The 26,796-nt window shown below is 34.8% G+C and carries 14 protein-coding genes; 12 read left to right on the forward strand and 2 right to left on the reverse strand.

The window, feature by feature from the left end:
* Positions 1-3 precede the first annotated feature (3 nt).
* From DFQ06_RS11270 to bglX, 12 genes are all read left to right on the forward strand, one after another.
* The gene (locus DFQ06_RS11270) at positions 4-2,310 is read left to right on the forward strand and encodes a glycoside hydrolase family 65 protein (RefSeq protein WP_133967770.1); all 2,307 of its coding nucleotides are present in this window, start codon (positions 4-6) and stop codon (positions 2,308-2,310) included.
* A 15-nt stretch (positions 2,311-2,325) separates the two neighbouring features.
* Positions 2,326-4,437, forward strand: coding sequence for a glycoside hydrolase family 97 protein (locus DFQ06_RS11275; RefSeq protein WP_133967772.1), 2,112 nt, complete (start codon positions 2,326-2,328; stop codon positions 4,435-4,437).
* Between the two features lie 19 nt (positions 4,438-4,456).
* A complete protein-coding gene (locus DFQ06_RS11280; protein ID WP_133967774.1) occupies positions 4,457-6,403 on the forward strand; it encodes a glycoside hydrolase family 13 protein in 1,947 nt (648 codons plus the stop codon).
* A 17-nt stretch (positions 6,404-6,420) separates the two neighbouring features.
* The gene (locus DFQ06_RS11285; protein ID WP_133967776.1) at positions 6,421-7,392 is read left to right on the forward strand and encodes an alpha/beta hydrolase; all 972 of its coding nucleotides are present in this window, start codon (positions 6,421-6,423) and stop codon (positions 7,390-7,392) included.
* Between the two features lie 51 nt (positions 7,393-7,443).
* Positions 7,444-9,324: an alpha-amylase family glycosyl hydrolase gene (locus DFQ06_RS11290; RefSeq protein ID WP_133967778.1), complete on the forward strand. Its 1,881-nt coding sequence runs from the start codon at positions 7,444-7,446 to the stop codon at positions 9,322-9,324.
* A 67-nt stretch (positions 9,325-9,391) separates the two neighbouring features.
* Positions 9,392-11,053: an alpha-amylase family glycosyl hydrolase gene (locus DFQ06_RS11295; protein WP_133967780.1), complete on the forward strand. Its 1,662-nt coding sequence runs from the start codon at positions 9,392-9,394 to the stop codon at positions 11,051-11,053.
* A 196-nt stretch (positions 11,054-11,249) separates the two neighbouring features.
* Entirely contained in the window at positions 11,250-14,063 is a 2,814-nt protein-coding gene (locus tag DFQ06_RS11300) for a helix-turn-helix and ligand-binding sensor domain-containing protein (RefSeq protein ID WP_133967782.1), read from the forward strand.
* 374 nt (positions 14,064-14,437) lie between these two features.
* Positions 14,438-17,452, forward strand: a complete 3,015-nt coding sequence (locus DFQ06_RS11305; protein WP_133967784.1) for a SusC/RagA family TonB-linked outer membrane protein — start codon at positions 14,438-14,440, stop codon at positions 17,450-17,452.
* Positions 17,453-17,464: 12 nt separating this feature from the next.
* Entirely contained in the window at positions 17,465-18,934 is a 1,470-nt protein-coding gene (locus DFQ06_RS11310) for a RagB/SusD family nutrient uptake outer membrane protein (protein ID WP_133967786.1), read from the forward strand.
* 12 nt (positions 18,935-18,946) lie between these two features.
* Positions 18,947-21,040 carry a hypothetical protein gene (locus DFQ06_RS11315; protein WP_133967788.1) on the forward strand — a complete coding sequence of 698 codons (2,094 nt, stop codon included), beginning with the start codon at positions 18,947-18,949 and terminating at the stop codon, positions 21,038-21,040.
* Positions 21,041-21,052: 12 nt separating this feature from the next.
* Positions 21,053-22,726 (forward strand): family 16 glycosylhydrolase, encoded by a 1,674-nt coding sequence (locus DFQ06_RS11320; RefSeq protein ID WP_042504056.1) that lies wholly within the window; start codon positions 21,053-21,055, stop codon positions 22,724-22,726.
* Positions 22,727-22,730: 4 nt separating this feature from the next.
* A complete protein-coding gene (gene bglX / locus DFQ06_RS11325) occupies positions 22,731-25,022 on the forward strand; it encodes a beta-glucosidase BglX (RefSeq protein ID WP_133967790.1) in 2,292 nt (763 codons plus the stop codon).
* 118 nt (positions 25,023-25,140) lie between these two features.
* On the opposite strand, the gene DFQ06_RS11330 is transcribed toward bglX, so the two are convergent.
* Positions 25,141-25,860, reverse strand: a complete 720-nt coding sequence (locus DFQ06_RS11330) for an NUDIX hydrolase (RefSeq protein ID WP_042499481.1) — start codon at positions 25,858-25,860, stop codon at positions 25,141-25,143.
* A gap of 92 nt (positions 25,861-25,952) precedes the next feature.
* A complete protein-coding gene (locus DFQ06_RS11335) occupies positions 25,953-26,795 on the reverse strand; it encodes an alpha/beta hydrolase family protein (RefSeq protein ID WP_133967792.1) in 843 nt (280 codons plus the stop codon).
* Position 26,796 lies beyond the last annotated feature (1 nt).

The raw sequence follows: 26,796 nt of genomic DNA on the forward strand, positions 1-26,796 counted from the left end.
CAGATGAATCAAGATTATATAAAACCAGATAATTGGTCCGTTATAGAAGAAGGTTTCAATGCCGAGCGCGTAAAATCTTCAGAAAGTTTATTCAGCATTGGCAACGGTGCTATGGGGCAACGTGCTAATTTTGAAGAGCAATATTCTGGACCAACGTTTCAGGGAAGTTATATTGCTGGCGTGTATTATCCAGATAAAACGCGTGTGGGTTGGTGGAAAAATGGATACCCCGAATATTTCGCAAAAGTATTAAACGCACCAAACTGGATTGGTATTAATGTTTCTGTAAATGGAGAACAATTGGATTTACATACTTGTAAAGTTGTTGATAATTTCAGGAGAGAGCTTAACATGAAAGCTGGTTGGTTGTCGCGTAGTTTTACAGCAACACTACAAAATAATGTGGTAATTGAGGTGGAAGCCAAACGTTTTTTAAGTTTGGAATTAGACGAAGTTGGAGCAATTGAATATAGTGTAAAACCAATAAGTACTGATGCAGAAGTGGTGTTTCAACCTTATTTAGATTCTGGAATTACAAATGAAGATACCAACTGGGATGATGAATTTTGGGATACTTTAAAGGTTTGTAATGAAAACAATCAGGCTTTTATCGAGGCTAAAACCATGAAAACCGAATTTCATACCTGTACTTTTATGGAATCGGAGGTTTTTGTTAATGGAACTGCTGTTGCTATAAAACCAGTAATTGAAAGTGATTCTAATAGTATTTCTTTTAGTTATTCTAATCAGGTTAAACAAGGTGAAACCTACGCTATCAATAAGTTTGGTGGTTATGTTGTAGATACTAATCACGATAAAAATGAACTTATTTCTGCTGCAAAAAACGTATTGAATTTAGCAACAGAAAAAGGGTTTGATGTTTTGTTAGACGAACAAAAACAAGCTTGGGAGCGTATTTGGAGCATGTCTGATATTTCAATCTCCGGAGATGTGAAAGCGCAGCAAGGTATTCGTTTTAATATTTTTCAACTAAATCAAACTTACTTAGGTGAAGATTCTCGATTAAATATTGGACCAAAAGGTTTTACCGGCGAAAAATATGGTGGTAGCACGTATTGGGACACCGAGGCGTATTGCATTCCGTTTTATATGGCTACCAAAGATCAAAACGTGGCGAGAAGCTTGTTAGAATACCGTTACAATCATTTGGAAAAAGCGATTGAAAACGCCGGAAAATTAGGTTTTACAAACGGGGCGGCTTTATACCCAATGGTAACCATGAATGGTGAAGAATGCCATAATGAATGGGAAATTACTTTTGAAGAAATACATAGAAATGGTGCCATAGCATTTGCTATTTTTAATTACCATCGTTACACGGGCGATTATAGCTATATCCCAGAAAAAGGTTTAGAAGTTTTAATTGGAATTGCTCGTTTTTGGCAGCAACGCGCTACGTTTTCTTCAGCTAAAAACAAATATGTTATTTTAGGAGTAACAGGTCCGAATGAGTACGAAAACAACGTAAATAATAATTTTTACACCAATTATTTAGCGCAATGGTGTATTAATTATGCTTTAGAAAATATATCAAAAATTGAAAGTGAATATCCTTCAGATTTTGCTAGAGTAATGAATAAAGTAAAACTAGAAGAAGCGGAATTAAACAAATGGAAAGCGGTTGCTGAAAATATGTATTTTCCTTTTTCAGAAGAAAAACAAATATACTTACAGCAAGATGGTTTTCTAGATAAAGAATTAATTACTGTAGATCACTTAGAGAAAGCACAACGACCAATAAATCAAAAATGGAGTTGGGATCGTATTCTGCGTTCACCATACATTAAGCAAGCCGATACCTTACAAGGTTTTTACTTTTTTGAAGATCAGTTTTCTAACGAAGAGTTGGAGCGTCATTTCGATTTTTACGAACCTTTTACGGTTCACGAAAGTTCATTATCACCTTGTGTACACAGTATTCAAGCCGCAAAGTTAGATCGTATGGAGCAGGCGTACACGTTTTATTTAAGAACGTCTCGTTTGGATTTAGATGATTATAATAATGAAGTTCACGAAGGTTTACATATTACATCTATGGCTGGTACATGGATGAGTATTGTAGAAGGTTTTGGCGGTATGCGTGTTAAAGATGACATGCTTTCTTTCACTCCAAAAATCCCTAAGGAATGGGATGAATATTCATTTAAAGTGAATTTTAGACACCATATTTTAAAAGTGAATGTTAATCAATCGGGTGCTAAATTCGAATTAGAAGGCGATTCAGATTTACAAATTTTAGTAAATAATTCACCGGTAACCATTTCTCGAAATAGTTTGTTAACAGTTTAATTGAATAAAGAAATTATGAAGTTATTTATATTGATATATGCTGTTTTGTTTTCAGTAATAGAAGGGAATTCTCAAGAACTTAAATCGCCAAATGGAGATTTAGTGATGCAGTTTTCTTTAGAATTAAATGGTGTGCCAACTTATAAGTTAGCATACAAAAATAAAGCAGTAATAAAGCCAAGCCACTTAGGATTGGAGTTAAAAAATGATGAAAAATCGTTATTAAATAGCTTCGAAATTTCGAATACAGAAACAGTAACTTTCGATGAGACTTGGCAGCCTGTTTGGGGAGAAACCAAAGATATTCGCAATCATTATAACGAATTGGCGGTAGAATTAACTCAAATAGAAACGAAGCGTAAAATAGTTATTCGTTTTAGGTTGTTTAATGATGGTTTAGGTTTTCGTTACGAGTTTCCTTCGCAAGAAAATCTGGTTTATTTTGTAATAAAAGAAGAGCGAACTCAATTTGCTATGGTTGGCGATCATAAAGCCTTTTGGATTCCTGGGGATTACGATTCTCAGGAATACGATTTTACGGAATCTAAATTATCAGAAATTAGAAGTTTGTTTGATACGGCTTTAACCGATAATGCTTCACAAGAACAGTATTCTAAAACAGGAGTTCAAACATCTTTAATGATGAAAACAGCCGATGGTTTGTATATTAATTTACACGAAGCTGCGCTTGTTAATTATTCTTGTATGAATCTTAATCTAGATGATGAAAACATGATTTTCGAGTCTTGGTTAACACCCGATGCTAAAGGTGATAAAGGTTATATGCAGGCGCCATGCACTTCACCCTGGAGAACCGTTATGGTAAGTGATGATGCTCGCGATATACTAGCGTCTAACATAACATTAAATTTAAATGAACCTTGTGCCATTGAAGATACATCTTGGATTAAGCCAGTAAAATATATTGGTGTTTGGTGGGAAATGATTACCGGAAAAAGTTCTTGGCAATACACCGATGAATTACCAAGTGTAGAGCTCGGAATTACAGATTATACTCAGGTTAAACCAAATAAAACGCATGCAGCAAACAACACCAAAGTAAAACGATATATAGATTTTGCTTCGGAACATGGTTTTGATGGTGTTTTAGTTGAAGGTTGGAATGAAGGTTGGGAAGATTGGTTTGGAAAATCGAAAGATTATGTCTTTGATTTTGTAACACCATATCCAGATTTTGATGTAGAGGCTATACATAGTTATGCGAAATCTAAAGGAGTTAAAATAATAATGCATCATGAAACTTCTGGCTCGGCACGAAATTACGAACGTCATCTTGATCAGGCTTATCAATTTATGAAAGATCATGGTTACGATGCCGTTAAAAGTGGATATGTTGGTGATATGTTACCAAGAGGAGAACACCATTACGGACAATGGACGGTAAATCATTTTCAATATTGTGTAGAAAAAGCTGTAGATTATGAAATTATGGTTAACGCTCATGAAGCTGTAAGGCCAACTGGAATTAGTAGAACTTATCCTAATTTAATAGGAAACGAGTCTGCACGTGGAACCGAGTTTCAGGCCTTTGGAGGCTCTAAGCCAAACCATGTTACAGTTTTACCGTTTACACGTTTAATTGGTGGTCCTATGGATTATACGCCTGGTATTTTTGAAATGGATATTAGTAAGCTTAACCCTGATAATAATTCGCATGTAAATAGCACTATTGCTAATCAATTAGCGCTTTATGTTACTATGTATTCACCGTTGCAAATGGCGGCAGATTTACCGGAACATTACGAGCAATTTATGGATGCTTTTCAGTTTATAAAAGATGTCGCTTTAGATTGGGATGAAAGCACGTATTTAGAAGCTGAACCAGGTTATTATGTTACTATTGCTCGAAAAGAAAAAGGAACAAACAATTGGTTTGTTGGTAATGTAAATGGTAACGAATCTAGAGTTTCAACCATTAAATTCGATTTCTTAGAAAAAGGAAAAAAGTATAAAGCTACTATTTATGCCGATGCTAAAGATGCGCACTACAAAACTAATCCGCAGGCATATAAAATAACTACAAAAACAGTAACAAGTAAGTCTAAATTATCGCAGTTATCTGTTCCTGGTGGTGGTTACGCTATTAGTATTATGGAAATTAAATAATTTGAAAATACATGTTATTATGAATTGTCTAAATATTAATAAATGGTGTTTTGCACTTTTAGTGGTTTCTTTTTTTGTTTTAAATACATCGTGTAAACAAAATAGTGAGGCTTCTGTTTTAGAAGCAGATGTGGTTTCTAGTATTGAAATTAAAAACGAAATTGAACGGGTTGAACCAATGCATTGGTGGGTCGGTTTTAAAAATACCGAGTTGCAATTGTTAGTTAAACATCCAAATATTTCGGCTGCTACTCCAAAAATCTCATATAAAGGAGTTTCAATAAAAAAAGTAAATAAAGCCGATAGTCCAAACTATCTTTTTATCGATTTAGATATTTCAAAAGAAACCAAAGCAGGACAATTTAATATTGTTTTTAAGTTTAAAGACGGGAATGAATTAACTCAAACCTATCAATTAAAAACTCGTGAAACTCCAGCGGCAGATTTTGTTGGTTTTGATAGTAGCGATGCGGTTTATTTAATAACGCCAGATCGTTTTGTAAATGGTGATACGAGCAATGATATTGATGAAACGCTAAACGAGAAAACAATTAATAGAGAAGATAATTATGCGCGCCACGGTGGTGATATAAAAGGCATAACGCAACGTTTAGATTACATAAGCGATATGGGTTTTACGGCCATTTGGCCTTGTCCGTTACTTACCAATGATATGGCAAACTCGTCGTATCACGGTTATGCAATGACCGATTTTTATCAAATAGATCCGCGATTTGGGACCTTAGACGATTATCGAGAATTGGCTGATAAAAGTAGAGCGCGTGGTATAAAGTTGATAATGGACCAAGTTGCTAATCACTGCGGAAGCGCGCATTGGTGGATGAAAGATTTACCTTTTAAAGATTGGCTTAACTATCAAGAAAATTTTGAAAATGGAGGCAAATTAAAAACATCTAATCATAGACGTACTAGTAATCAAGATATATACGCTTCTAAAATTGATAAAGAAGAAATGGCGAATGGTTGGTTTGTGTCGGCTATGCCAGATCTTAATCAGCGTAATCCATTTATGGCAAAATACATTATTCAAAATAGTATTTGGTGGGTAGAAACAGTTGGTTTGGGCGGTATTCGTCAAGATACTTATCCATATCCGGACAAAGCGTTTATGAGTGAGTGGGCTGGAAGTATTATGACGGAATATCCTAATTTTTCAATAGTTGGCGAAGAATGGAGTACAAATCCATTACTTATAGGTTATTGGCAAGATGGTGCTAATAATCGTGATGGATACGATTCTAATTTAAAATCACCAATGGATTTTGCTATGCAGAGTTCTATTGTGAAGGCTTTAAATGAAGAAGAAACCTGGGATGAAGGTTTAGTAAAAATGTATGAAGGTTTGGCGAACGATTTCTATTATGCGTCACCTAAAGATTTAATGGTGTTTCCAGATAATCATGATATGAGCCGCATTTTTACACAGCTTAAAGGCGATATTCCAAACACAAAAATAGCACTGAGTTATATTTTAACTATGCCTAGAATTCCGCAAATTTATTACGGTACCGAGATTTTAATGAATGATTTCCAAAAGCCTGGCGATCATGGTTTAATCCGTACCGATTTTCCTGGTGGTTGGCAAAATGATGCCGTGAATGCCTTTACAGGAAAAGGCCTAAGTAACGAGCAAAAGGATATGCAATTGTATTTAAAAAAGTTGCTTAATTTCAGGAAAGACAGTGAAGCAATTCATAACGGAGAAACGTTGCATTTTGCACCTTTTAAAGGAACTTATGTTTTGTTTAGAACGCTTAATGATGAGGTTGTTGTGCATATTATAAATAAAAACAACACACCAATAACATTAGATTTAACTCGCTATGCGGAAGTGGGCTTAAAAGGAAAAACCTTAAAAAACATTATCACTAACGAAACATTTGTTTGGGGAGATCGTATAATTTTAAAAGAAAAAGGAAGTCTTGTTTATACCACGAAATTATAATTTAAAAAACATTTAAAATGAAGTTTAGCATTATTGTAGTTTCGGTTTTACTATTTATTTCCTGTAAAGAAATGGCAGAATCCGATGGTTTTGTTAAAGAAGAACTAATTACTAAACCTATGATTAGAACCTTAGAAAATGCACAGTTGGCTGGTGGCATATTGCTTAGAATGGATAGCTTGGCTTCAAAATATATTACACCACGACCTGTAGATGTTTGGTTACCCGAAAACTATTCAGAAAATAAAAAATACGCTGTACTTTACATGCACGATGGTCAAAATTTATTCGATTCTACAACCACATGGAACCAACAAGAATGGAAAGTAGACGAGTGGGGGTTAAAATTAGTAGAGGAAGATATTATCAAAGATTTTATAGTGGTTGGAATTCATAATATTCCAGAAATTCGTTGGCAAGATTTGTTTCCTGAAAAAGCAATCAATTATTTATCAGAAGCAGATAAGAAAGCGATTATAAGCGAAGCTGAATCTCGAGATTTTAGTTTGAAATTTAAAGGCGATAATTATTTGAAATTTTTAGTTGAAGAATTAAAGCCGTTAATCGATTCTCAATTTTCAGTATATATAAACCAAGAGAACACAGTCGTTTCAGGCTCGAGTATGGGTGGTCTTATGAGTATGTATGCGTTGTGTGAGTATCCTGATGTTTTTGGTGGAGCAGCTTGTTTATCTACCCATTGGGAAGGTGCTGAGCCAAAAGAAAACAATCCTATAGCCCAAGCTATTTTAGATTACATGGAATTGAATTTGCCTAATCCGGAATCTCATCGAATATATTTCGATTATGGAACAGAAACATTAGATGCCTATTACCCTAAATTTACACTCGAAATAAATAGAATTTTAAAAGCTCGTGGTTATACTAGTGATAATTCGGCGAATTTAGAATTTAAAGGAGCAGATCATTCAGAAAATTCATGGAATAAGCGTTTAGATATTCCTTTAACTTTTTTATTGAAAAAATAACATTAGAAAATCTTGTATAATAGTCCGTTTTATTCAAAAAAAAACATTGAAATGAAAGCCATAAAACATATCATATTTGTACTTTTATTACTCGTAATGAGTTGTAAAAAGGAAGAGAAAATGGATGTTGAGACCATGGAGCCACAAGAAGTTGTAACGAGTGGAAAACAAGTGGTTTATCAAGTGTTTACGCGTTTGTTTGGTAATACAAATACAAATAATAAACCTTGGGGAACTATTGAAGAAAATGGAGTTGGTAAGTTTAACGATTTTACGGATAAAGCTTTATCTGAAATTAAAAAGTTGGGTGTTACTCATATTTGGTACACAGGTGTGCCACATCATGATGTAATTACCGATTATACTGAATATGGTATTTCTAACGACGATCCCGATGTTGTAAAAGGAAGAGCCGGTTCTCCATACGCTGTTAAGGATTATTATAATGTTAATCCAGATTTGGCGGTAAATGTAGAAAATAGATTAGAGGAATTTCAAGCTTTAATTAAGCGCACCCACGCTGCAGGTTTAAAGGTCATTATCGATATAGTACCTAACCACGTAGCTAGAAATTATAAAAGTATTTCTAAACCAGAAGGTGTGCAAGATTTTGGGGAAACCGATAATAAAACGGTAGTTTACGATGTAAATAACAATTTTTATTATAACCCAAAGGAAAACTTTGAGGTTCCTAATTGGGAGCATCATTATGTGCCTTTAGGTGGCCGCAGTACGGAATTGGTCGATGGTGCGTTTTTAGAGTTTCCTGCAAAATGGACTGGTAACGGAACGAGTGCATCTAGACCAAATATGAATGATTGGTACGAGACTGTAAAAGTTAATTATGGTATTTCGCCAGAAGGCGTAAAAGGTTTTGATGAATTGCCTAATGGTTTCGAGAATGAAACATACAAAAAACACTTTGAGTTTTGGCAAGATAAAACGGTGCCAAACTCGTGGATGAAATTTAGAGATATTGCCTTATATTGGTTAGGTTTCGGAGTCGATGGATTCCGGTATGATATGGCCGAAATGGTGCCTGTGGAATTTTGGAGTTTTATGAATTCGTCTATAAAAATGAAAAATCCTGAGGCGTTTCTATTGGCTGAGGTTTATAACCCGAGTTTATATCGCGATTATATTAAAAAAGGAAAAATGGATTATCTGTATGATAAAGTACAGTTCTATGATACCTTAAAACATGTGGTGCAAGGATATGGCAAAACGGATTATATCCCACAAATTTTAGACGATTTGAAAGATATTGAGCATCATATGCTTCACTTTTTAGAGAATCATGATGAGCAACGTTTGGCGAGTCCGGATTTTGCTGGTAATGCTGAAAAGGGACGACCTGCAATGGTGATTTCTGCAACATCAACTACAGCGCCAACCATGATTTATTTTGGACAAGAAGTAGGTGAAGATGGTTCTGAAAACCCGGGATTTGGTGATCCTACCCGAACATCTATTTTTGATTATGTTGGCGTACCTGCACATCAACGTTGGGTAAATAACAAGCAATTTGATGGTGGACAATTAACAGATTCCGAAAGGGAATTAAGAGATTTTTATAAACGCCTTTTAAATTTTACAATACACAGCTCTGCATTAATGGGCGATTATGGCGATATTCATCAATATAATCGTGAGCATACTGAAAACTATACAGATAAAGTCTTCTCTTTTGTGCGTTGGAGTACTTCTGAAAAGCTTATTGTGATTTCAAACTTCGATGCTGAAAACAGTTTTGAATTTCAATTAAAAATTCCAGAGAATATATTGAAGCATTTGGATTTAGAAGACGGAACGTATCTGTTAAAAGATCAATTATACAATGAGTTTTTATCACAATTAATAGTTGAAAACAGAACCGGTTCTGTCGAAATTAAGTTGAAACCGCTAGAGTCTTTCTTATTAAAAATGGAATAAATATCAGTAGAAAATAATTTGTAATTCATATAAAATAAATAGGTTTAAAATTAAAACATCAACTAAAATGAAACATATTCTTGCCAGCATTATAGTCCTATTTATTTTAACAAGTTGCAATAAAACTGTAAAAATGGAAGCTGTTACATCTAAAGAAAAAGCACCGTTTGTATGGGAAGGTGCAAACGTTTATTTTTTACTTACCGACCGTTTTAATAACGGAGATGCTAGTAATGATGTTAATTTTGAAAGGACGGAGCAAGCGAGTAAGCTTCGTGGTTTCGAAGGTGGAGATCTAAAGGGTGTTACTCAAAAAATTAAAGATGGTTATTTTACTGATTTAGGTATTAATGCCATCTGGATGACGCCTATTGTTGAGCAAATTCATGGTGGTACAGATGAGGGTACGGGTTTAACTTATGGATATCATGGGTATTGGACACGTGATTGGACGGCTATAGATCCTAATTTTGGAACTAAAGCAGATTTGCATGAGTTGGTTGAAACGGCTCATAAAAACGGAATTCGTATTCTATTGGATGCTGTAATAAATCATACAGGGCCTGTGACCGATAAAGATCCGGTTTGGCCAGAAGATTGGGTGCGTACCGGTCCGCAATGTAGTTACGATAATTACGAGCATACTGTGGCTTGCACGCTCGTTAAAAACTTACCAGATCTTAAAACGGAAAATAATAATAGTGTAGATTTGCCACCGCTTTTAACTCAGAAATGGAAAGATGAAGGGCGTTATGATGAAGAAATAGCCGAGTTAGATGCGTTTTTTGAACGCACAGGACACCCAAGAGCGCCTAGATTTTATATTATGAAATGGCTAACCGATTATATTACCGAATATGGTATTGATGGTTACCGCGTAGATACCGTAAAACATACCGAGGAATATGTTTGGCAAGAATATAAGGCAGAGTGCGATTACGCTTTTGCGGAATATAAAAAGCAAAATCCAGAAAAAGTATTAGATGATAATCGGTTTTACTTAGTTGGGGAGGTTTATAATTATGGTATATCTAACGGAAAAGCATTTGATTTTGGTGATAGAAAAGTAAATTATTTTGATAACGCGTTCGAGGCTTTAATTAATTTTGAAGCCAAATGGAACTTAGGTCAAAGACCAATGGAGCAGGTTTTTAAGCGTTATTCCGATGTGTTGAATGGGGATTTAAAAGGTTATGGCGTTTTAAATTATTTAACCTCTCACGACGACGGACAACCATTTGATGCTAATCGTAAAAAATGTTTTGAAACGGCAACCAAATTATTATTATGTCCTGGTGCATCGCAGGTTTACTATGGAGATGAATTGGCAAGACCACTCGTTATAGAAAACACAGTAGGCGATGCTACATTGCGTTCTTTTATGAATTGGAATGATTATGAAAACAATACAGAAACGCAATCTATTTTAAAGCATTGGCAAAAATTGGGTCGCTTTAGAGCTAATCATCCTGCTATTGGTGCAGGTGTGCATAACATGATATTAGAGACGCCTTATTTGTTTACTCGTAGTTTTGAAAAAGGCGATTTTAAAGATGTTGTTATGGTAGGTTTAAACTATCCAGAAGGAGAAAAAACTATTGATGTTTCGGGTGTTTTTTCAAATGGCGCTAAAATCCGTGATGCTTATTCTGGAGTTTTATCTGAAGTAATTAATGGTGAAATTTCTATTAAATCTAGTGATTCCGTATTGCTTCTAGAGCAGATTTAGTAGTTTTTACCTATACCAAAAGTTATATTGTTTATTTTTTTTTATTTATATTGAAAAGCAATTTTTGTTTTATTTATAAGGTGTTTAAGCGGTTTTGTTGTCTTGGTAAGGGTGCTTAGATACCTATACAATATTATTTAAAAGTCTTTATTTAGTAGATATTTATTACCTTGTTAACCCAACACTAGTACTAAAAATGAAAAAGGGTTATCATTTCCTATTTTATGTCTTCTTAAGCTTCGTTTTTACATCGAATTCCCAAGAATTCCCACCAATACAAACATACACCCCCGAAGATTATGGTGGAGAAAACCAAAACTGGTCTATTTCTCAATCTTCAGATCGATATATTTATGTTGCCAATAATAAAGGGTTGTTGGAATTTAATGGTGCTAAATGGAATTTGTATCACTCACCAAAAGAAACCATTATCCGGTCGGTGAAAGTTATAGATTCTTTAGTTTATACAGGTAGTTTTCGTGGTTTTGGTTCATGGAAAAGAGATCGTTTAGGGTTATTGAAATACACCTCACTTTCCGAAGCGCTTCAGGTTGAATTTTTAGAAGATGAAGAGGTTTGGAATATTTTAAGATTAGAAGATTGGATTCTATTTCAATCTTTAGATCGTATTCATATTTACGATCAAGTTAAAAAAACATATAGTGTAGTCGACTCTAAATCGAAAATGTCCAAGTTGTTTAAGGTTGGTAAGCGTTTATATTTTCAGAATGTAAATAAAGGCTTGTATCAAATTGAAAATGGGGTTGATGTTTTGGTTTCTAGTGATGTTATTCTTCAAGATAATTTAATTGTAAATGTTTTTAGGCAAGACGAAGCGTTACTCATTCTTACACAAGATCGTGGTTTTTTCAAATATAGTAATGGTGAATTAGAACCATGGACCATTCCGTCGGAACATGTTTTAGATGGTGTAAGTGTATTTAGTGGTATCCAACTTCGGGATCAAAGTTTTGTGCTTGGTACTATTTCTAACGGTTTAATACATTTAACAAATGAAGGGCATGTAAAATATAGTATTAACCAGTCTAATGGGTTAAGTAATAATACCGTATTGTCTCTCTTTGAGGATGAAGATCAAAATATTTGGCTGGGTTTAGATAATGGCATTAACTGTATAAATAGTAAATCGCCTTACCTGCAATATTTTGATAATGATGGGATGATAGGGAGTGTTTATGCTTCTAAGGTTTACAAGGGTATGTTGTACCTCGGTTCTAACCAAGGTTTGTTTTGTAAGCCTGTTAATAGTATTGATAAATTTGAGTTTGTCCCTAAAACGCAAGGACAAGTATGGTGTTTAGAGGTGGTTGATGGTAAGTTGTTTTGTGGTCATAATTCTGGTACGTTTCTAGTTGAAGATAAGCAGGTAGAAAAAATATCTAATGCGCAAGGAACCTGGCAAATTAAAACGGTACCAGGTCGGAAAGATTTGTTGATGCAAGGGAATTATGATGGTTTCAATATTTTAGAGAAAGTTGATGGAAATTGGACGTTTAGGAACAAAATCGAAGGTTTTGATATTTCTAGTCGCTATTTTGAGTTTATCGATTTACAACATATTTTAGTTAGTCATGAATACAAAGGTGTTTTTAAGGTTGAAGTTGATAGTGCGTTACATAATGCCTTAAGTTTTAAGAAGGATGAATTAGTCGAAAAAGGATTAACCTCTAGTTTTGTAAAGTTTAATAACGAATTGTTGTACACTACAAAAAATGGTGTTTTTAAATATCATAATACGAGTAATGCATTTAAAAAAGACACGCTTTTAAGTCGGTTAATTCATTTTGATAGTTATTCTTCTGGTAAGTTAATTCCGGACTTAGAAACCAATAAATTATGGAGTTTATCAACCACAGGGTTAGATTATTTAACAGTATCAAAATTAACTGGAGAGCAGAAAATAGAAAGCATAATATTTCCTTCAGAAGTTAGAAAAGACATTACAGGTTTTGAGAATATTACCCATATTGCCGAGGAGCAGTTTTTAATAGGTTCGGCTACAGGTTATTTTATTTTCGACTTAAAGAAAATTGAAAGTTATCCTTCTGAAATAAGCATAAATCAAGTTGAAGTGAGTTCTTCTAAAGATGAAAACACCTTTAGGTTTGTTGATTTAAATAGCTCGCAATCTTTTTTAAACAACGATAATAATTTAAAATTTAGCTATAGTATTCCTCAGTATTTAAAAATACAAAAGCCCGAATATCAATATAAGTTAGATGGGTTTTATGATACATGGAGTAACTGGAGTAGTAGTGGAGAGGTGTTGTTTGAAAACCTGCCTTATGGCGATTATACCTTTGTGGTTAATGGCAGAGTGGGGAAATCTGAAACGCAAAATTCGGCATCGTATACATTTAGGATAGAGCGTCCATTGTTTCTCTCCAATATGGCTTTATTAGGCTATGTTGTACTCATAATGTTGTTCTCCTTTTTCATGCATATGGTTTATAAGCGTTATTATAAAAAACAGCGTGAACGCTTATTGAGAAAAAAGACGAGAGAATTTGAGTTGAAAGAACTCGAAAACAACCAGAAACTTATGCGTTTTAAAAATGATAAATTACGTGAAGATATTGAGGCTAAAAATCGAGAGCTAGGCATGTCTACAATGAATTTAATAAAAAAGAATGAGTTTTTAAACAGTTTAAAGAAGGAACTTACTAGTGTTGAAGATGGAAAAGCACTAAAACACGTTATAAAAATTATTGATAAAAACATTAATAATACTGACGATTGGAATCTGTTCCAAGAAGCTTTTAATAACGCAGATAAAGATTTCTTAAAAAAAATAAAGCAACTACACCCGAGTTTAACCGCCAACGATTTACGTTTATGTGCTTATTTAAGGCTAAACTTATCTTCTAAAGAAATTGCTCCTTTATTAAATATCTCACCGCGTAGCGTTGAGGTAAAGCGATATCGATTAAGAAAGAAAATGGAACTCGCTCACGAAACAAGTTTAACAAATTATATTTTAGAGCTGTAGTTTTATAGTGTTTTGTTTATGTTGATTAAAGGTTATTGGCTAGTGTTATTCATATAATATCAAGAGAAAATGCTACATCTTTTTAGTTAAAAATACGTTTGTACTCTAAATTCCACGAAAATCTCATTTTTTTAGTCTAAAAATAGCACAACATTTTAGTTTATCACCTATACATTACCACAACATCGTTGAATTTAGCATGGTTTTAACAGTTTATATCAAAAGAGAGGTTGAACTTTAAAAGCTTGTGTTTATTGGTGATTTAGTAAAATTAACGACCTTTTTTTACGATGTATGTTTTTTGTTGAGGTGATTTTTATTAATACGTTAATTTGTTAACTTAACTTTATGATAAACAAAAACTAAACAAATTTATGAGACACACGCTATTCAAAATTTTAGCTTTATTCTTCATGGCATACTCAGGTGCACAGAATATAGATATAAGCGGAAATGTACAGGACGGATCTGGATTTCCAATTCCTGGAGCGAACATCATTGTTAATAATTCCACTAAAGGAACTACAACAGATTTTGATGGTAACTTCGTATTATCAGGAGTGAAAAACGGAGCAACTATTTCAGTTAGTTATATAGGATATATAACGCAGGAACTAGTAATTACAAGCAACAAAAGTTTAACCATTCAATTAAAAGAAGATTTAGCACAACTAGATGAGGTAGTTGTTGTGGGGTATGGTACGCAGAAAAAGAAAGATGTAACGGGAGCAGTTTCTATTGTAAGCGCTGCCACTTTAGAAGATTTACGCCCAGTAGATGCTGCACAAGCTTTACAAGGCACTTCGGCCGGGGTTTCGGTAACATCACCTTCTGGCTCACCAGGTGGAAATTTTAATATTTTAATCCGTGGTGTAAGTTCTAACGGAGATAATGGTCCATTAGTGATTATCGATGGTTATAAGGGGGATTTAAACTCTATTAATCCAAGCGATATTGAAACGTTCTCTATTTTAAAAGATGCTCAAGCCGCCATTTATGGTATTCAGGGAGCAAATGGGGTGGTTTTAGTAACTACAAAACAAGGAAAGAAAAACTCTGCAGCTAAAATTAGCTATAACGGTTACACAGGAATTCAAGAAACCACGCGCGAATTACCTTATTTGAATGCTACAGAATATGCTTTAATTTTAAACGAAAGTTATGCAGCCAATGGCCAAGCATTGCCTTATCCAAATATTAGTGGTTTAGGTACAGGTATTAACTGGCAAAGTGAGCTTTTCGATCAAGCACCAATAACAAGTCATAATTTATCTGTTACGGGTGGAGGAGAAAAGAGTACGTATTATTTTGGTGGTTCGGTTTTAGAACAAGATGGTATTATTGCTAGCGATAAATCAAATTTTAGTCGTGCAAATGCTAAAATTAAATTAGGTTTCGATATTACTGAAAAATTGAAATTCACCACGTCGGCTAACTATTTCAATAATAACAGAAAAACAATTGGCGAAAACGCTTTGGGTACACCACTATTTAATGCTCTTAATTATGCGCCAACATATAGCATAGATCAACAAGATACTTCTGGATTTTTAGGGAATGAGGTTGTGAATCCAATTTCTCAAATATCAAATACTTTTAATAAGTATTCTGGAAATTCTATTGAGGGTACATTTCAGTTAGAATATGAAGCTTTCGAAGGTTTTAAAGTAACATCTCGTATTGGTTTAAAATCTTATAATGATAACAAAAAAGAATTTTTTCCAATTGTAGGTTATGGTTCTGGTAAGGTTTTTAATAACGACAGAAGTAGTGTAATACAAACTCAAAACACCAACAACTCTTATACTTGGGATACTTTTGCGACTTACAATAAAGTATTTAACGAAAAGCACAATACAACTTTTACATTGGGTACTAGTGCGCAACGTGCATGGGGAGATAATTTGCAAGGTACAGGTTTCGATGTGCCAAACAATTCTTGGGAATTTGCCGATATTTCTTTAGCCAATGGTTTAAGTGAAGCAAAATCTACAAGCTCTTATATTTACGATTCTAGATTATCATCTTACTTCGGAAGATTGCAATATGATTATGATTCTAAATATTTACTATCTGCTATGGTACGTCGTGATGGTTCTTCAGATTTTTCACCAGAAAACAGAATTGATTACTTCTATTCGGCTACCGGTGGTTGGAAAATTTCTGATGAAGATTTCTTAAAAGATTCCGAAGTTATAAACTTCTTAAAACTTAGAGCAAGTTACGGTACATTAGGTAATAATGTTGGAGACGATTTATACCGCGCTTTATTAAGTGGTGAGGCTACTTATGTTCTGGATGGAACTTTAGTAACTGGTACGGCTAATGGTAGAATACCTAATCCAGAAGCTTCTTGGGAAACTGCAGAGAAACTGGATATTGGTTTAGATATGAATTTGTTTAATAACAAGCTTGAAATTGTAGCCGATTATTTTATTGAAGACAGAAATGATTTATTAATAGAAAACTTCCCTATTTCAGGAATTTTAGGAGGAGGTGCGCCAGGAGCAGGTTTGCCAACAGTTAATGCTGGTACAACACGTAATAGAGGTGTTGAGTTATTTTTAAACTATAAAGAATCTGTATCTGATGATTTTTCATATGGTGTGAGCTATAATGTTACTAAAATTAATGGAGAAGTAACAGCAGTTAGTAATGGCGTTGTTTCCGAAGGAGGTTCTTTTAGTGTAGGGCAACCATCAATTGCTAGAATGGAAGTAGGGCAGCCAATTGGTTATTTCTACGGACTTAAATCTGACGGTATTTTTCAAAATCAAGCAGAAGTAGATGCAGCACCTTCGCAAGTTGGTTTAGGGTCTGCAGCAGCTCCAGGAGATATTCGTTTTGTAGATGTTAATGAAGATGGAGAAATTACAATAGACGATCGAACTTATATAGGTAAGCCTCAAGCAGATTATATTATGGGTTTAAACTTTAATTTCAACTATAAAAATTTCGATTTCAGTGCATATATGTATGCTGAGCTAGGTAAAGAAACAGTGCGTAACTACGAGCGTGACCAACCTAACGTAAACCGCTTAAGTTTATATTTAGACCGCTGGACTGGCGAAGGAACAAGTAATTCTGTGCCAAGAGCTACTACTGGGGCAACAACTAATAAATTGTTTTCAGATTTCTATGTCGAAGATTCTTCATTCTTAAGAATGCAAAATATACAATTAGGCTACTCGTTACCGCAAGATGTTATCGATAAATTAGGGATTAGCAAATTCCGTATTTATACTAAAGTAAACAACGCTTTTACGTTAACTAAATACCGCGGTTACGATCCTGCTGCAACTAATGGCGACGCTATTGGTGGTGGTATCGATTATGGTTTCTACCCAATTTCAAGACAATTCATTTTAGGCTTAAACCTATCTATATAAAATATTTAAAAGATGAAAAAATATATAAATAAACTTAAAGGATTCTTCTTGTTGGTTTTAGTGTTAGGCGCTAATTCTTGTGGAGATTCTTACTTAGAAGAAGTTGATAGATACAGCATAGATTCTGAAAGCTATTTCAACTCCGAGACCGATTATTACAACGCCCTTGTTGGTGCTTACGATTTATTGCAATCTACTTACTTAAATGTTGTTTTAGGTGAAATAGCTTCAGATAACACCCTTTGTGGTGGAGAAAGTGCAACTGATGTTGTGGCTTGGCAGCAAATTGATGATATGATACATACACCAGTTAATGCTGAATTAAAAAAGCTTTGGGAATGGATGTACGCAGGTGTAAACCGTGCTAACTTTATTTTGGAGTTTCAAGATAAAACAGATTTTGAAGGCAAAGAAATTATTTTAGGTGAAGCTCACTTTTTAAGAGCTTACTATTATTTCGAATTAGTAAAATGGTTTGGTGATGTGCCGTTAAAAGAAACACGTTTTGTTTTAGGTGATGAAACAAGTGTTCCACGTTCGCCAGCTGCAGATGTGTATGCTTTAATTGAAGCCGATTTAAAATATGCAGTTAATAATTTAAACTATATAGCTCCACAAGTAGGTAGAGCAACAAAAGGTTCTGCACAAGCTTTGTTAGGTAAAGCGTATTTATACCAAAATAAATTTACTGAGGCTACAACAGTTTTAGATCAATTAATTACAGAAGGTCCTTATGATTTAGTTAGTGATTACGATACAATTTTCGAAACCGATGGAGAGAATAATATAGAATCTGTTTTTGAGGTTCAATATTCCGATGCTGAAGGAGCTGGTTTTGAGTGTTTACAATGTAGTGAAGGTAATGTGGCTGTTGGATTTAATGGTATTAGAAATTACACCGGACCAACTTTCGATTCTGGTTTTAGTTTTAACGTGCCAACACAAGAAGTTGTAGACGAGTTTGAAGCTGGAGATTTACGTAAAGATGTTGCTATTTTAGATATTGAAGCTTGGGCAACAGCAAATAATGCAACTTATGGAGAAGGAAATGAGCATACTGGATATTTCAATAGAAAATATATTGCACGTAAAGGAGATTTAAACACAGGCGATCAAAACTTAACAAATCCAAATAATTATCGTGCTATTCGTTTTGCAGATGTGCTATTAATGGCTGCTGAGGCTTATAACCGTGGAGAAATTAGTGATAGTAAGGCGCAAGGTTATTTAAACCGTGTGCGTGAAAGAGCGTTTGGAACAGCAAACGATGTAACATCTACTGGAGCAACACTTACCGATGCTATTGCTCATGAACGTCGTGTAGAATTGGTAGGTGAAGGTCATCGCTTTTTCGATTTAGTGCGTACAGGTAGAGGTGCAGAAATCGACGGGTTTACAGCAGGTAAAAACGAAGTATTTCCTATTCCTATTGAAGAAATCCAATTTTCAAACGGAAACTGGGTGCAAAACGATAATTATTAATAAAAACAGAACATGATGAGATTTATAAAATATGCATTCAGTTTATGTCTTTTTACACTAGTAGCTATTAGTTGTGCAGAAGATGATAATTTAGATTATGCCGATAAAATCACCGCTCCAACAAACGTTACGGCAGCAGTAAGCGTAACACAAGATAACACGGGTATGGTAACTATTACGCCATTGGCGGAAGGAGCTGTAAGTTATAACGTTAATTTTGGCGATGGTTCGGAAGAAGTAACTGAAATTACACCAGGAAATGGTATCGAACACGTTTACGAAGAAGGAACTTACGAGGCTACAATTACAGCAGTAAGTCTAAACGGATTAACTACAATTGTTACACAAAGTGTTGTGGTGTCTTTTAAGGCTCCAGAAAATTTAGTGGTAACTATTGAAAACGATGCGGCTATTTCTAAACAAGTAAACCTTTCTGCTGTAGCAGATTTTGCTACCATGTACGAAGTTTATTTTGGAGAGTCTACAGATGAAACTCCAATGGCTTTAAATTTAGAAGAAACCATTTCATATCAATACGCAGAGGCAGGAACTTATACTATTAAAGTTGTTGCAAAAAGTGCGGCTATTGAAACTACAGAATATAGCGAAGAGTTTGTGGTTACAGCAATATTACAGCCTTTAGAAGGTGCTCCAACGCCAATTAGATCAGAAGCCGATGTTCTTTCAGTTTTTAGTGATTCTTATACAGATCCTAGTCCAATAGATTATTATCCTAATTGGGGGCAAACTACAACGTACACACAAATTGAAGTAGGTGGTGATAACATTATTCAATACGGAGATATTACTTACCAAGGAATTGATTTTAGCAGTGTGCCTTTAGATGCTTCTGCAATGGAATTTATACATGTAGATGTTTGGACAGCAAATGCAGATTTTGATGCTAAAATGTCACCTATTAGCGCAGGGCCTAATGAAACTGCTGTGACTTTAGAGTTGAATCAGGATCAATGGACTTCTTTTGATATTCCATTATCTACCTTTACAGATCAAAATCCAGCAGTTGATTTTTCTAATATTATTCAATTTAAATTTGAAGGTGTAAATTCAGGAGAGGGCACTATTTTTATAGATAACCTATATTTCTACAAAGTACCTTCGGATGTTGAAACAGGAATTGTGGGTACATGGAAGGTAGCTTCAACAGCTGGCGCTTTAGGCGTAGGTCCAGCCGCAGGAGATATTTCTTGGTGGAGTTGTGATGACGCTTGCGTTGCGGAAAGAGCATGTTATTATGATGATACTTATGTGTTTAATGAAGATGGTTCATTTGAAAACGTTTTAGGTTCAGAAACTTGGGTAGAAGGCTGGCAGAATGGATCCGACGGTTGTGCTGCTCCGGTTGCACCACATGATGGTTCTAATGCTGCTACTTATGTTTATAATGCAGATGAAAATACAATTACCCTTAATGGTATTGGAGCTTTTATTGGGCTTCCAAAAGGTACAAATACTGGTGAGATTTCAAATCCTGCGGATGCGCCAGAATCAATTGTTTATAGTGCAACATTTATAGATCCGAACACAATATCAGTTGTTATAGAGACAGGAACAGGTTCTGGAACATTTTGGCAATTTACTTTAGTTAGAGAAGGCGTTGTAGCGTCACCATTAACGGGAACATGGCAATTGGCTCAAGAAGCTGGTGCTTTAGGTGTTGGTCCATCAGTTGGCGATATTTCTTGGTGGAACTGTGATGATGCTTGTGTTACCGACAGAGCTTGTTATTATGATGATGCTTATATTTTTGGGGCTGATGGTTCTTTTAAAAATGTTTTAGGTTCAGAAACTTGGGTTGAGAGTTGGCAAAATGGAGCCGATGGCTGTGCAACACCTGTTGCGCCTCACGATGGTTCAAATCCTGCAACATTTACATACGATAATAATGTTTTAACCTTAAACGGTTTAGGAGCTTATATTGGTTTGCCTAAAGGCACAAATACAGGAGAACTTTCTAATCCTGCAGATGCACCAGATTTTGTTACATACAATGTATCTTTTATAGATAATAATACAATAAGTGTAAGTATTGAAACAGGTACTGGATCAGGAACATTTTGGCAATTTAAACTGGAAAGAATTTAAAACTTAAGATATATGAAAAACTTAAAATATTATATAGGATTTATTCTGTCGCTAACATTTCTCTTTACAAGTTGTCAAGACGACGATGCAGCGATAGGTAATATTGTAGCTCCAACAGGGGTAACAATATCTGCGGAAATTGTTGGGCAAGATGCCGATAATCCTTACGGAGATGGTAGCGGAATTGTGAATTTTACATCTACTGCAGATAACGAAATTACATACCAATTTAATTTTGGTGATGGTAAAACAGGCGTTGCTCCATCTGGAGAAACGGTGCACAGGTTTACACAAACAGGTATAAATACATATACGGTTGTAGCTAGTGCTGTTGGTACTGGAGGTGTAATGTCTAGTACGTCTATGGAAGTTGAAGTGTTTAGTTCATTCTCTGATGTAGAAGCTGAAAACTTTTTAGCAGGCGAATTAGTGGGCGATTCTAAAACTTGGTATTGGGCAGCAAATATTCCGCTTCATGTTGGTTTAGGTCCAGTTGAAGATGATTATGGAAATGGTGAGTTTGCTTATGAGGCTTGGTGGAATGGAATTCAGCCTTGGGATGAAGAGAAATATTGTATGTACGCTAATGAATTTGTATTTACTCGTGGTGAAAATGGCTTAACCTTTGAACAAACTGTTGGTCCTGCTTTTGTGCCAGGAACTTATGCCGATGATTTAGGGGTAGATGGCGATACTTGTCACGATGAAACGGTTGCAACAACTATGTTTGGTGTCAAAAATGTATCATTTTTACCGTCAACATCAAAAGCAGCTTTAGAAGGTAGTTATAATGATGAGCCTTATAGACAATCAGCTTTCGAAATTTCGGATGGTGGTTTTATGGGATGGTATGTTGGTGCTAGTACTTACGATATTATTTCTATAAGTGAAGATGAGTTACGTGTTAGAATTATTCAAGTAGGTGGTGGTGAAGCATGGTATCATGTATTTACATCTAGTAAACCGGTAGAAGGAGAAGCCGATTTCGAATCGGAATTTAATACACTAGCATGGTCTGATGAGTTTGATACTGATGGAGCGCCAGATGCTGCTAACTGGACTTATGATTTAGGTGCAGGAGGCTGGGGAAACCAAGAAGTACAAACATATACTGAAGATGCTAGTAATGTCATTGTTGAAGATGGTATGCTTAAAATTACTGCCAAAAAAGATGGTACAGATTACACATCTGCACGTTTAAAATCTATCGACTTATACGAGTTTAAATATGGTCGTGTTGAGGTAAAAGCTAAACTTCCAGCAGCACAAGGTACATGGCCTGCTATTTGGATGTTGGGTGCTAATTTTCCAGAAGTTGGTTGGCCAATGTGTGGAGAAATTGATATTATGGAACAAACTGGTGCTGATAAGAACACATCTTTAGGTACATACCATTGGTTCGATACGGGCACAAATGCTAATGCGAGTTACGGAGAAACAGTTTCTGTAGAAAATGCGTCTTCAGAATTTCATCTATACACTTTGGAGTGGACAGAGGCAAAAATCACTGTTTTATTAGATAACGTTGTGGTTGTTGCCATGGATAACAATGCCGATTTACCATTTTACGATAAAGATTTCTTCTTAATCTTAAATGTTGCTATGGGCGGTACATTAGGTGGCGATATTGATCCGGCATTTACTGAAGATACAATGGAAATCGATTATGTAAGAGTTTACGAATAATAATATGAGAGCACATAAATTAATTTTTTTAACGATAGTTTCAGTCGTTTTTATGTCGAGTAGCGCCATTGGTCAAAATAAAACTTTGGCGCAAAAGTTAACAAGCAAAGAAACCACTGTAGACCAAAAAGTTGTCGAATTACTTTTAAAAATGACTTTGGAAGAAAAAATTGGGCAAATGAATCAGTACAACGGATTTTGGAATGTTACCGGTCCAACGCCATCTTCTGGCGATGCGGCCCATAAATATGAACATTTAAGAAAAGGCTATGTTGGTTCTATGCTTAATGTTCGTGGAGTAGAAGAGGTACGTGCCGTTCAGAAAATTGCGGTTGAAGAAACGCGTTTGGGTATTCCGTTAATTATTGGTTTCGATGTTATTCACGGTTATAAAACATTGAGTCCAATTCCATTAGCTGAAGCGGCGAGTTGGGATTTAGAAGCTATTAAAAAATCGGCAGAAATTGCAGCTTTAGAAGCTTCTGCAGCCGGTATTAACTGGACGTTCGCTCCTATGGTAGATATTTCTAGAGATGCTCGTTGGGGGCGTGTTATGGAAGGTGCAGGAGAAGATACTTATTTAGGTTCTAAAATAGCGATAGCTAGAGTCCAAGGTTTTCAAGGTGAAGATTTATCTCAACCAAATACCATTGCAGCCTGCGCCAAACATTGGGCAGGTTATGGTTTTACCGAATCTGGAAAAGATTATAATACGGTAGATGTTGGAACTTCAACCTTAAATAATATTATTTTTCCACCATTCAAAGCAACCGTAGATGCTGGCGTAAAAACCTTTATGAATTCCTTTAACGAGTTAAACGGAATTCCTGCTACAGCGAATGCATTTTTACAACGTGATGTTTTAAAAGATAAATGGAAATTCGATGGGTTTGTAGTATCCGATTGGGGGTCTATGTCTGAAATGATAAACCATGGTTATGCCGAAAATGTAAAACATTCTGCCGAACTTTCAGTAAAAGCGGGTTCGGATATGGATATGGAATCTTATGCGTATGTCAATGAGTTGGCTAATTTGGTAAAAGAAGGAAAAGTTAATGAAGATCTAATTAATGATGCAGCTTCTCGTATTTTAAAAGTGAAGTTTGAATTAGGGCTTTTCGATAACCCTTATAAATATTGTGATGAAAAAAGGGAGAAAGATATTATTGGAAGTCAGAAAATAAATGATGCCGTTTTAGATGTTGCAAAAAAATCTATTGTACTTCTTAAAAACGAAAATAACGTATTGCCTTTAAAAAAGAAAGGACAGAATATTGCTGTTATTGGTGTTTTGGCTAACGATAAAACAAGTCCGCTCGGAAGTTGGAGAATTGCTGCAGACGATAATACAGCGGTTTCTGTTTTAGAAGGCTTAGCTAAATATTCTGGTAACAAGGTTACATATGCAAAAGGAGCCGATGTGGCACTTGGAGAGGCTTCTTTTCCTTTTGAATTAGAAATTAACACCACAGATAAAAGTGGTTTTGAAGAAGCTAAGGAAGTTGCTAAAAACGCCGATGTTGTAATAATGGTGTTAGGTGAACACGGTTTTCAGAGTGGAGAAGCTCGAAGCCGATCCAAAATAGGTTTACCTGGCGTTCAACAAGGGTTATTAGAAGCTGTTTACGCTGTTAATAAAAATATTGTTTTAGTATTGAACAATGGAAGGCCGTTAACTATTTCTTGGGCAGACGCACATATTCCTGCTATTGTAGAAGGATGGCAATTGGGTACGCAAAGTGGTCATGCAATTGCACAGGTATTGTATGGTGATTATAACCCGAGTGGTAAATTACCAATGACATTTCCTAGAAGTGTTGGACAAGTGCCTATTTATTACAATTATAAAAACACAGGACGTCCAGCGGCAAACGAGCCAAACAGCGTATTTTGGTCGCATTATATAGACGAAAGTAATACGCCTCTTTATGCTTTTGGACACGGATTAAGTTATACCTCGTTTTCTTATAGTGATTTAAAAGTTAACAAAATTTCAGATAACCATGTTGAGGTTTCCGTTGAGTTAAAAAACACTGGAAAGTATAAAGGTAAAGAAGTTGCGCAATTATATATTCGTGATTTATTTGCTAGCGTTACACGCCCAGTAAAGGAATTAAAAGGTTTTGAGTTGGTAGAGTTAGAACCTAATGAGGCTAAAACGATAACATTTCAATTAACAGATAAAGAACTTGGGTTCTATAATAATAGTGGTGATTTTATTGTAGAATCGGGCGATTTTAAAGTCTTTGTAGGTGGAAGTTCAGTTACTGAGCTAGAAGCTAAATTTAAATTATAGATATTGAGGTATTAGATTAATAGTAACTATAATAACGAAGACTAAAAACTGTGTTCATTAGTTTAGATTATTTAAAAGAGTTAAGTTTTTTACTTAGCTCTTTTTCATTTTAAAGTGGTTAGTTTTTAAACAGTGAAAAATTAAATCCCTTTTCTTCTAGTCTTTTATATTTTTTGTAATCGAATTTATATAAGAAAGCACCTTTTTTAGAGCCCGATTTATCCTTTTCATTTAATGGTATAAGTAACTTTAAAGACATTAATTTTTTTCTGAAATTTCTAGTATCAAGAGTTTTCTGGAAAATCGCTTCATATAAATTTTGAAACTGTGGGATAGTAAATTTTTTAGGAAGTAACTCAAATCCAATAGGGTAAAATCTAGCTTTTCTGCGTAATCTATTTAATGCATCTTCAATCATTAAATCATGATCTAAAACAAGTTTAGGAAGCTTATCAACTTCACACCAAATGGCATCATGTTTTGCAACCAATTCCTTATCATAATCATCAATACGAATTAAGGCGTAGTGGGCTATGGAAATGCATCGTGCACCAGGATCTCGGTCGATATTAGAGTAGGTTTTTAACTCTTCCATAAAGATGTTCTCTAAACCTGTAATTTCTTTTAAAACCCGTCTAGCGGCTTCATTTGCGGCTTCATTAGGTTTTACAAAACTTCCAATTAAAGATAAAGTACCTTTAAAAGGTTCTACACGTCTTTCAAAAACTAATAATTTTAAAATACCTTTATCAAAACCAAAAATGATACAATCTGTAGCCACATAGATGCGGTTTTCAGGCGCATAAATATCATTTAATGGTAAGTTATTATGATCCATAAAAACAAATTTAAAAAATACCTTTAACTAAATAAGCCTAAATGAAGTATTTAAAAGTTTTTAATTGATTAGGGTATACTTTATGTGCTCTATTAGTTTTTTATAAATGAAACAGAACAATCTATAACCTTTTGAAGTTCTTTAGGTAGTGTATATGAATCCCAAGGGTGTTTGGCATTAAATACATGATTTGCATCTGGTATAATTTCAAGTTGGCTTTGCGGATTCCATTCATGAAGTTGATTAGCCTCATCAATAAGGACGCTGGTATCGCTACCACCATGAATAATTAAGTGAGGTGTTTTTAAGTTAGAAACCGCACGTTTTATGGTTAATCTTTCTTCATTTTTAATGAAATCTTCATAAAACTGATAAAAATGTGGCATTTGTTGTTTTGTTCGTCCGTTTAAAACATATTTTACTCCGGTATTTTTCCAATCATTCAAACCGCCAGTTGTTGCTGTTCTTTTTCCAAAATCACAAACACCAGCTAAGCTTATTACAGTTGTAACTCGTTCATCTTCTTCAGCTTTAATTAATACAATACCACCCCCTCTACTGTGGCCTATTAAATGTAGACTGTTTAAATTTACTATAGGTTTAAGTTCTTTATTATCTGAAATCCAATCGATAACTGATTCTAAATCATCTAATTCTTTTGTGTAATTATTGTTCCCGAAGGCATCTAAATCAGGGAAATCAATGGGGTGTTCCATAGTGCCACCATTATGCGAAAAATTGAATTTTATAAAGCAAAATCCTGCTTCCGCGAAGGTGTTTGCCATTAAATTCCAAGCACCCCAATCTTTAAAGCCTTTGTAACCATGGCAAAAAATAATAATAGGAAGATTTGTTTTTTCGGCAACAAAACTAACATCAATTAAAATCGATTTTTTGTGCTTTCCGTTTATAATATAGCTTTCTTTGGATATCATA

This window comes from Algibacter lectus, from assembly GCF_004368925.1.
Classification (GTDB): domain Bacteria; phylum Bacteroidota; class Bacteroidia; order Flavobacteriales; family Flavobacteriaceae; genus Algibacter; species Algibacter lectus.

Excerpts from the sequence above, each read along its gene's own strand:
- DFQ06_RS11270 (WP_133967770.1), top strand. The coding sequence starts at position 4 with ATGAATCAAGATTATATAAAACCAGATAATTGGTCCGTTATAGAAGAA.
- DFQ06_RS11275 (WP_133967772.1), top strand. The coding sequence starts at position 2,326 with ATGAAGTTATTTATATTGATATATGCTGTTTTGTTTTCAGTAATAGAA.
- DFQ06_RS11280 (WP_133967774.1), top strand. The coding sequence starts at position 4,457 with ATGAATTGTCTAAATATTAATAAATGGTGTTTTGCACTTTTAGTGGTT.
- DFQ06_RS11285 (WP_133967776.1), top strand. The coding sequence starts at position 6,421 with ATGAAGTTTAGCATTATTGTAGTTTCGGTTTTACTATTTATTTCCTGT.
- DFQ06_RS11290 (WP_133967778.1), top strand. The coding sequence starts at position 7,444 with ATGAAAGCCATAAAACATATCATATTTGTACTTTTATTACTCGTAATG.
- DFQ06_RS11295 (WP_133967780.1), top strand. The coding sequence starts at position 9,392 with ATGAAACATATTCTTGCCAGCATTATAGTCCTATTTATTTTAACAAGT.
- DFQ06_RS11300 (WP_133967782.1), top strand. The coding sequence starts at position 11,250 with ATGAAAAAGGGTTATCATTTCCTATTTTATGTCTTCTTAAGCTTCGTT.
- DFQ06_RS11305 (WP_133967784.1), top strand. The coding sequence starts at position 14,438 with ATGAGACACACGCTATTCAAAATTTTAGCTTTATTCTTCATGGCATAC.
- DFQ06_RS11310 (WP_133967786.1), top strand. The coding sequence starts at position 17,465 with ATGAAAAAATATATAAATAAACTTAAAGGATTCTTCTTGTTGGTTTTA.
- DFQ06_RS11315 (WP_133967788.1), top strand. The coding sequence starts at position 18,947 with ATGATGAGATTTATAAAATATGCATTCAGTTTATGTCTTTTTACACTA.
- DFQ06_RS11320 (WP_042504056.1), top strand. The coding sequence starts at position 21,053 with ATGAAAAACTTAAAATATTATATAGGATTTATTCTGTCGCTAACATTT.
- bglX (WP_133967790.1), top strand. The coding sequence starts at position 22,731 with ATGAGAGCACATAAATTAATTTTTTTAACGATAGTTTCAGTCGTTTTT.
- DFQ06_RS11330 (WP_042499481.1), bottom strand. The coding sequence starts at position 25,860 with ATGGATCATAATAACTTACCATTAAATGATATTTATGCGCCTGAAAAC.
- DFQ06_RS11335 (WP_133967792.1), bottom strand. The coding sequence starts at position 26,795 with ATGATATCCAAAGAAAGCTATATTATAAACGGAAAGCACAAAAAATCG.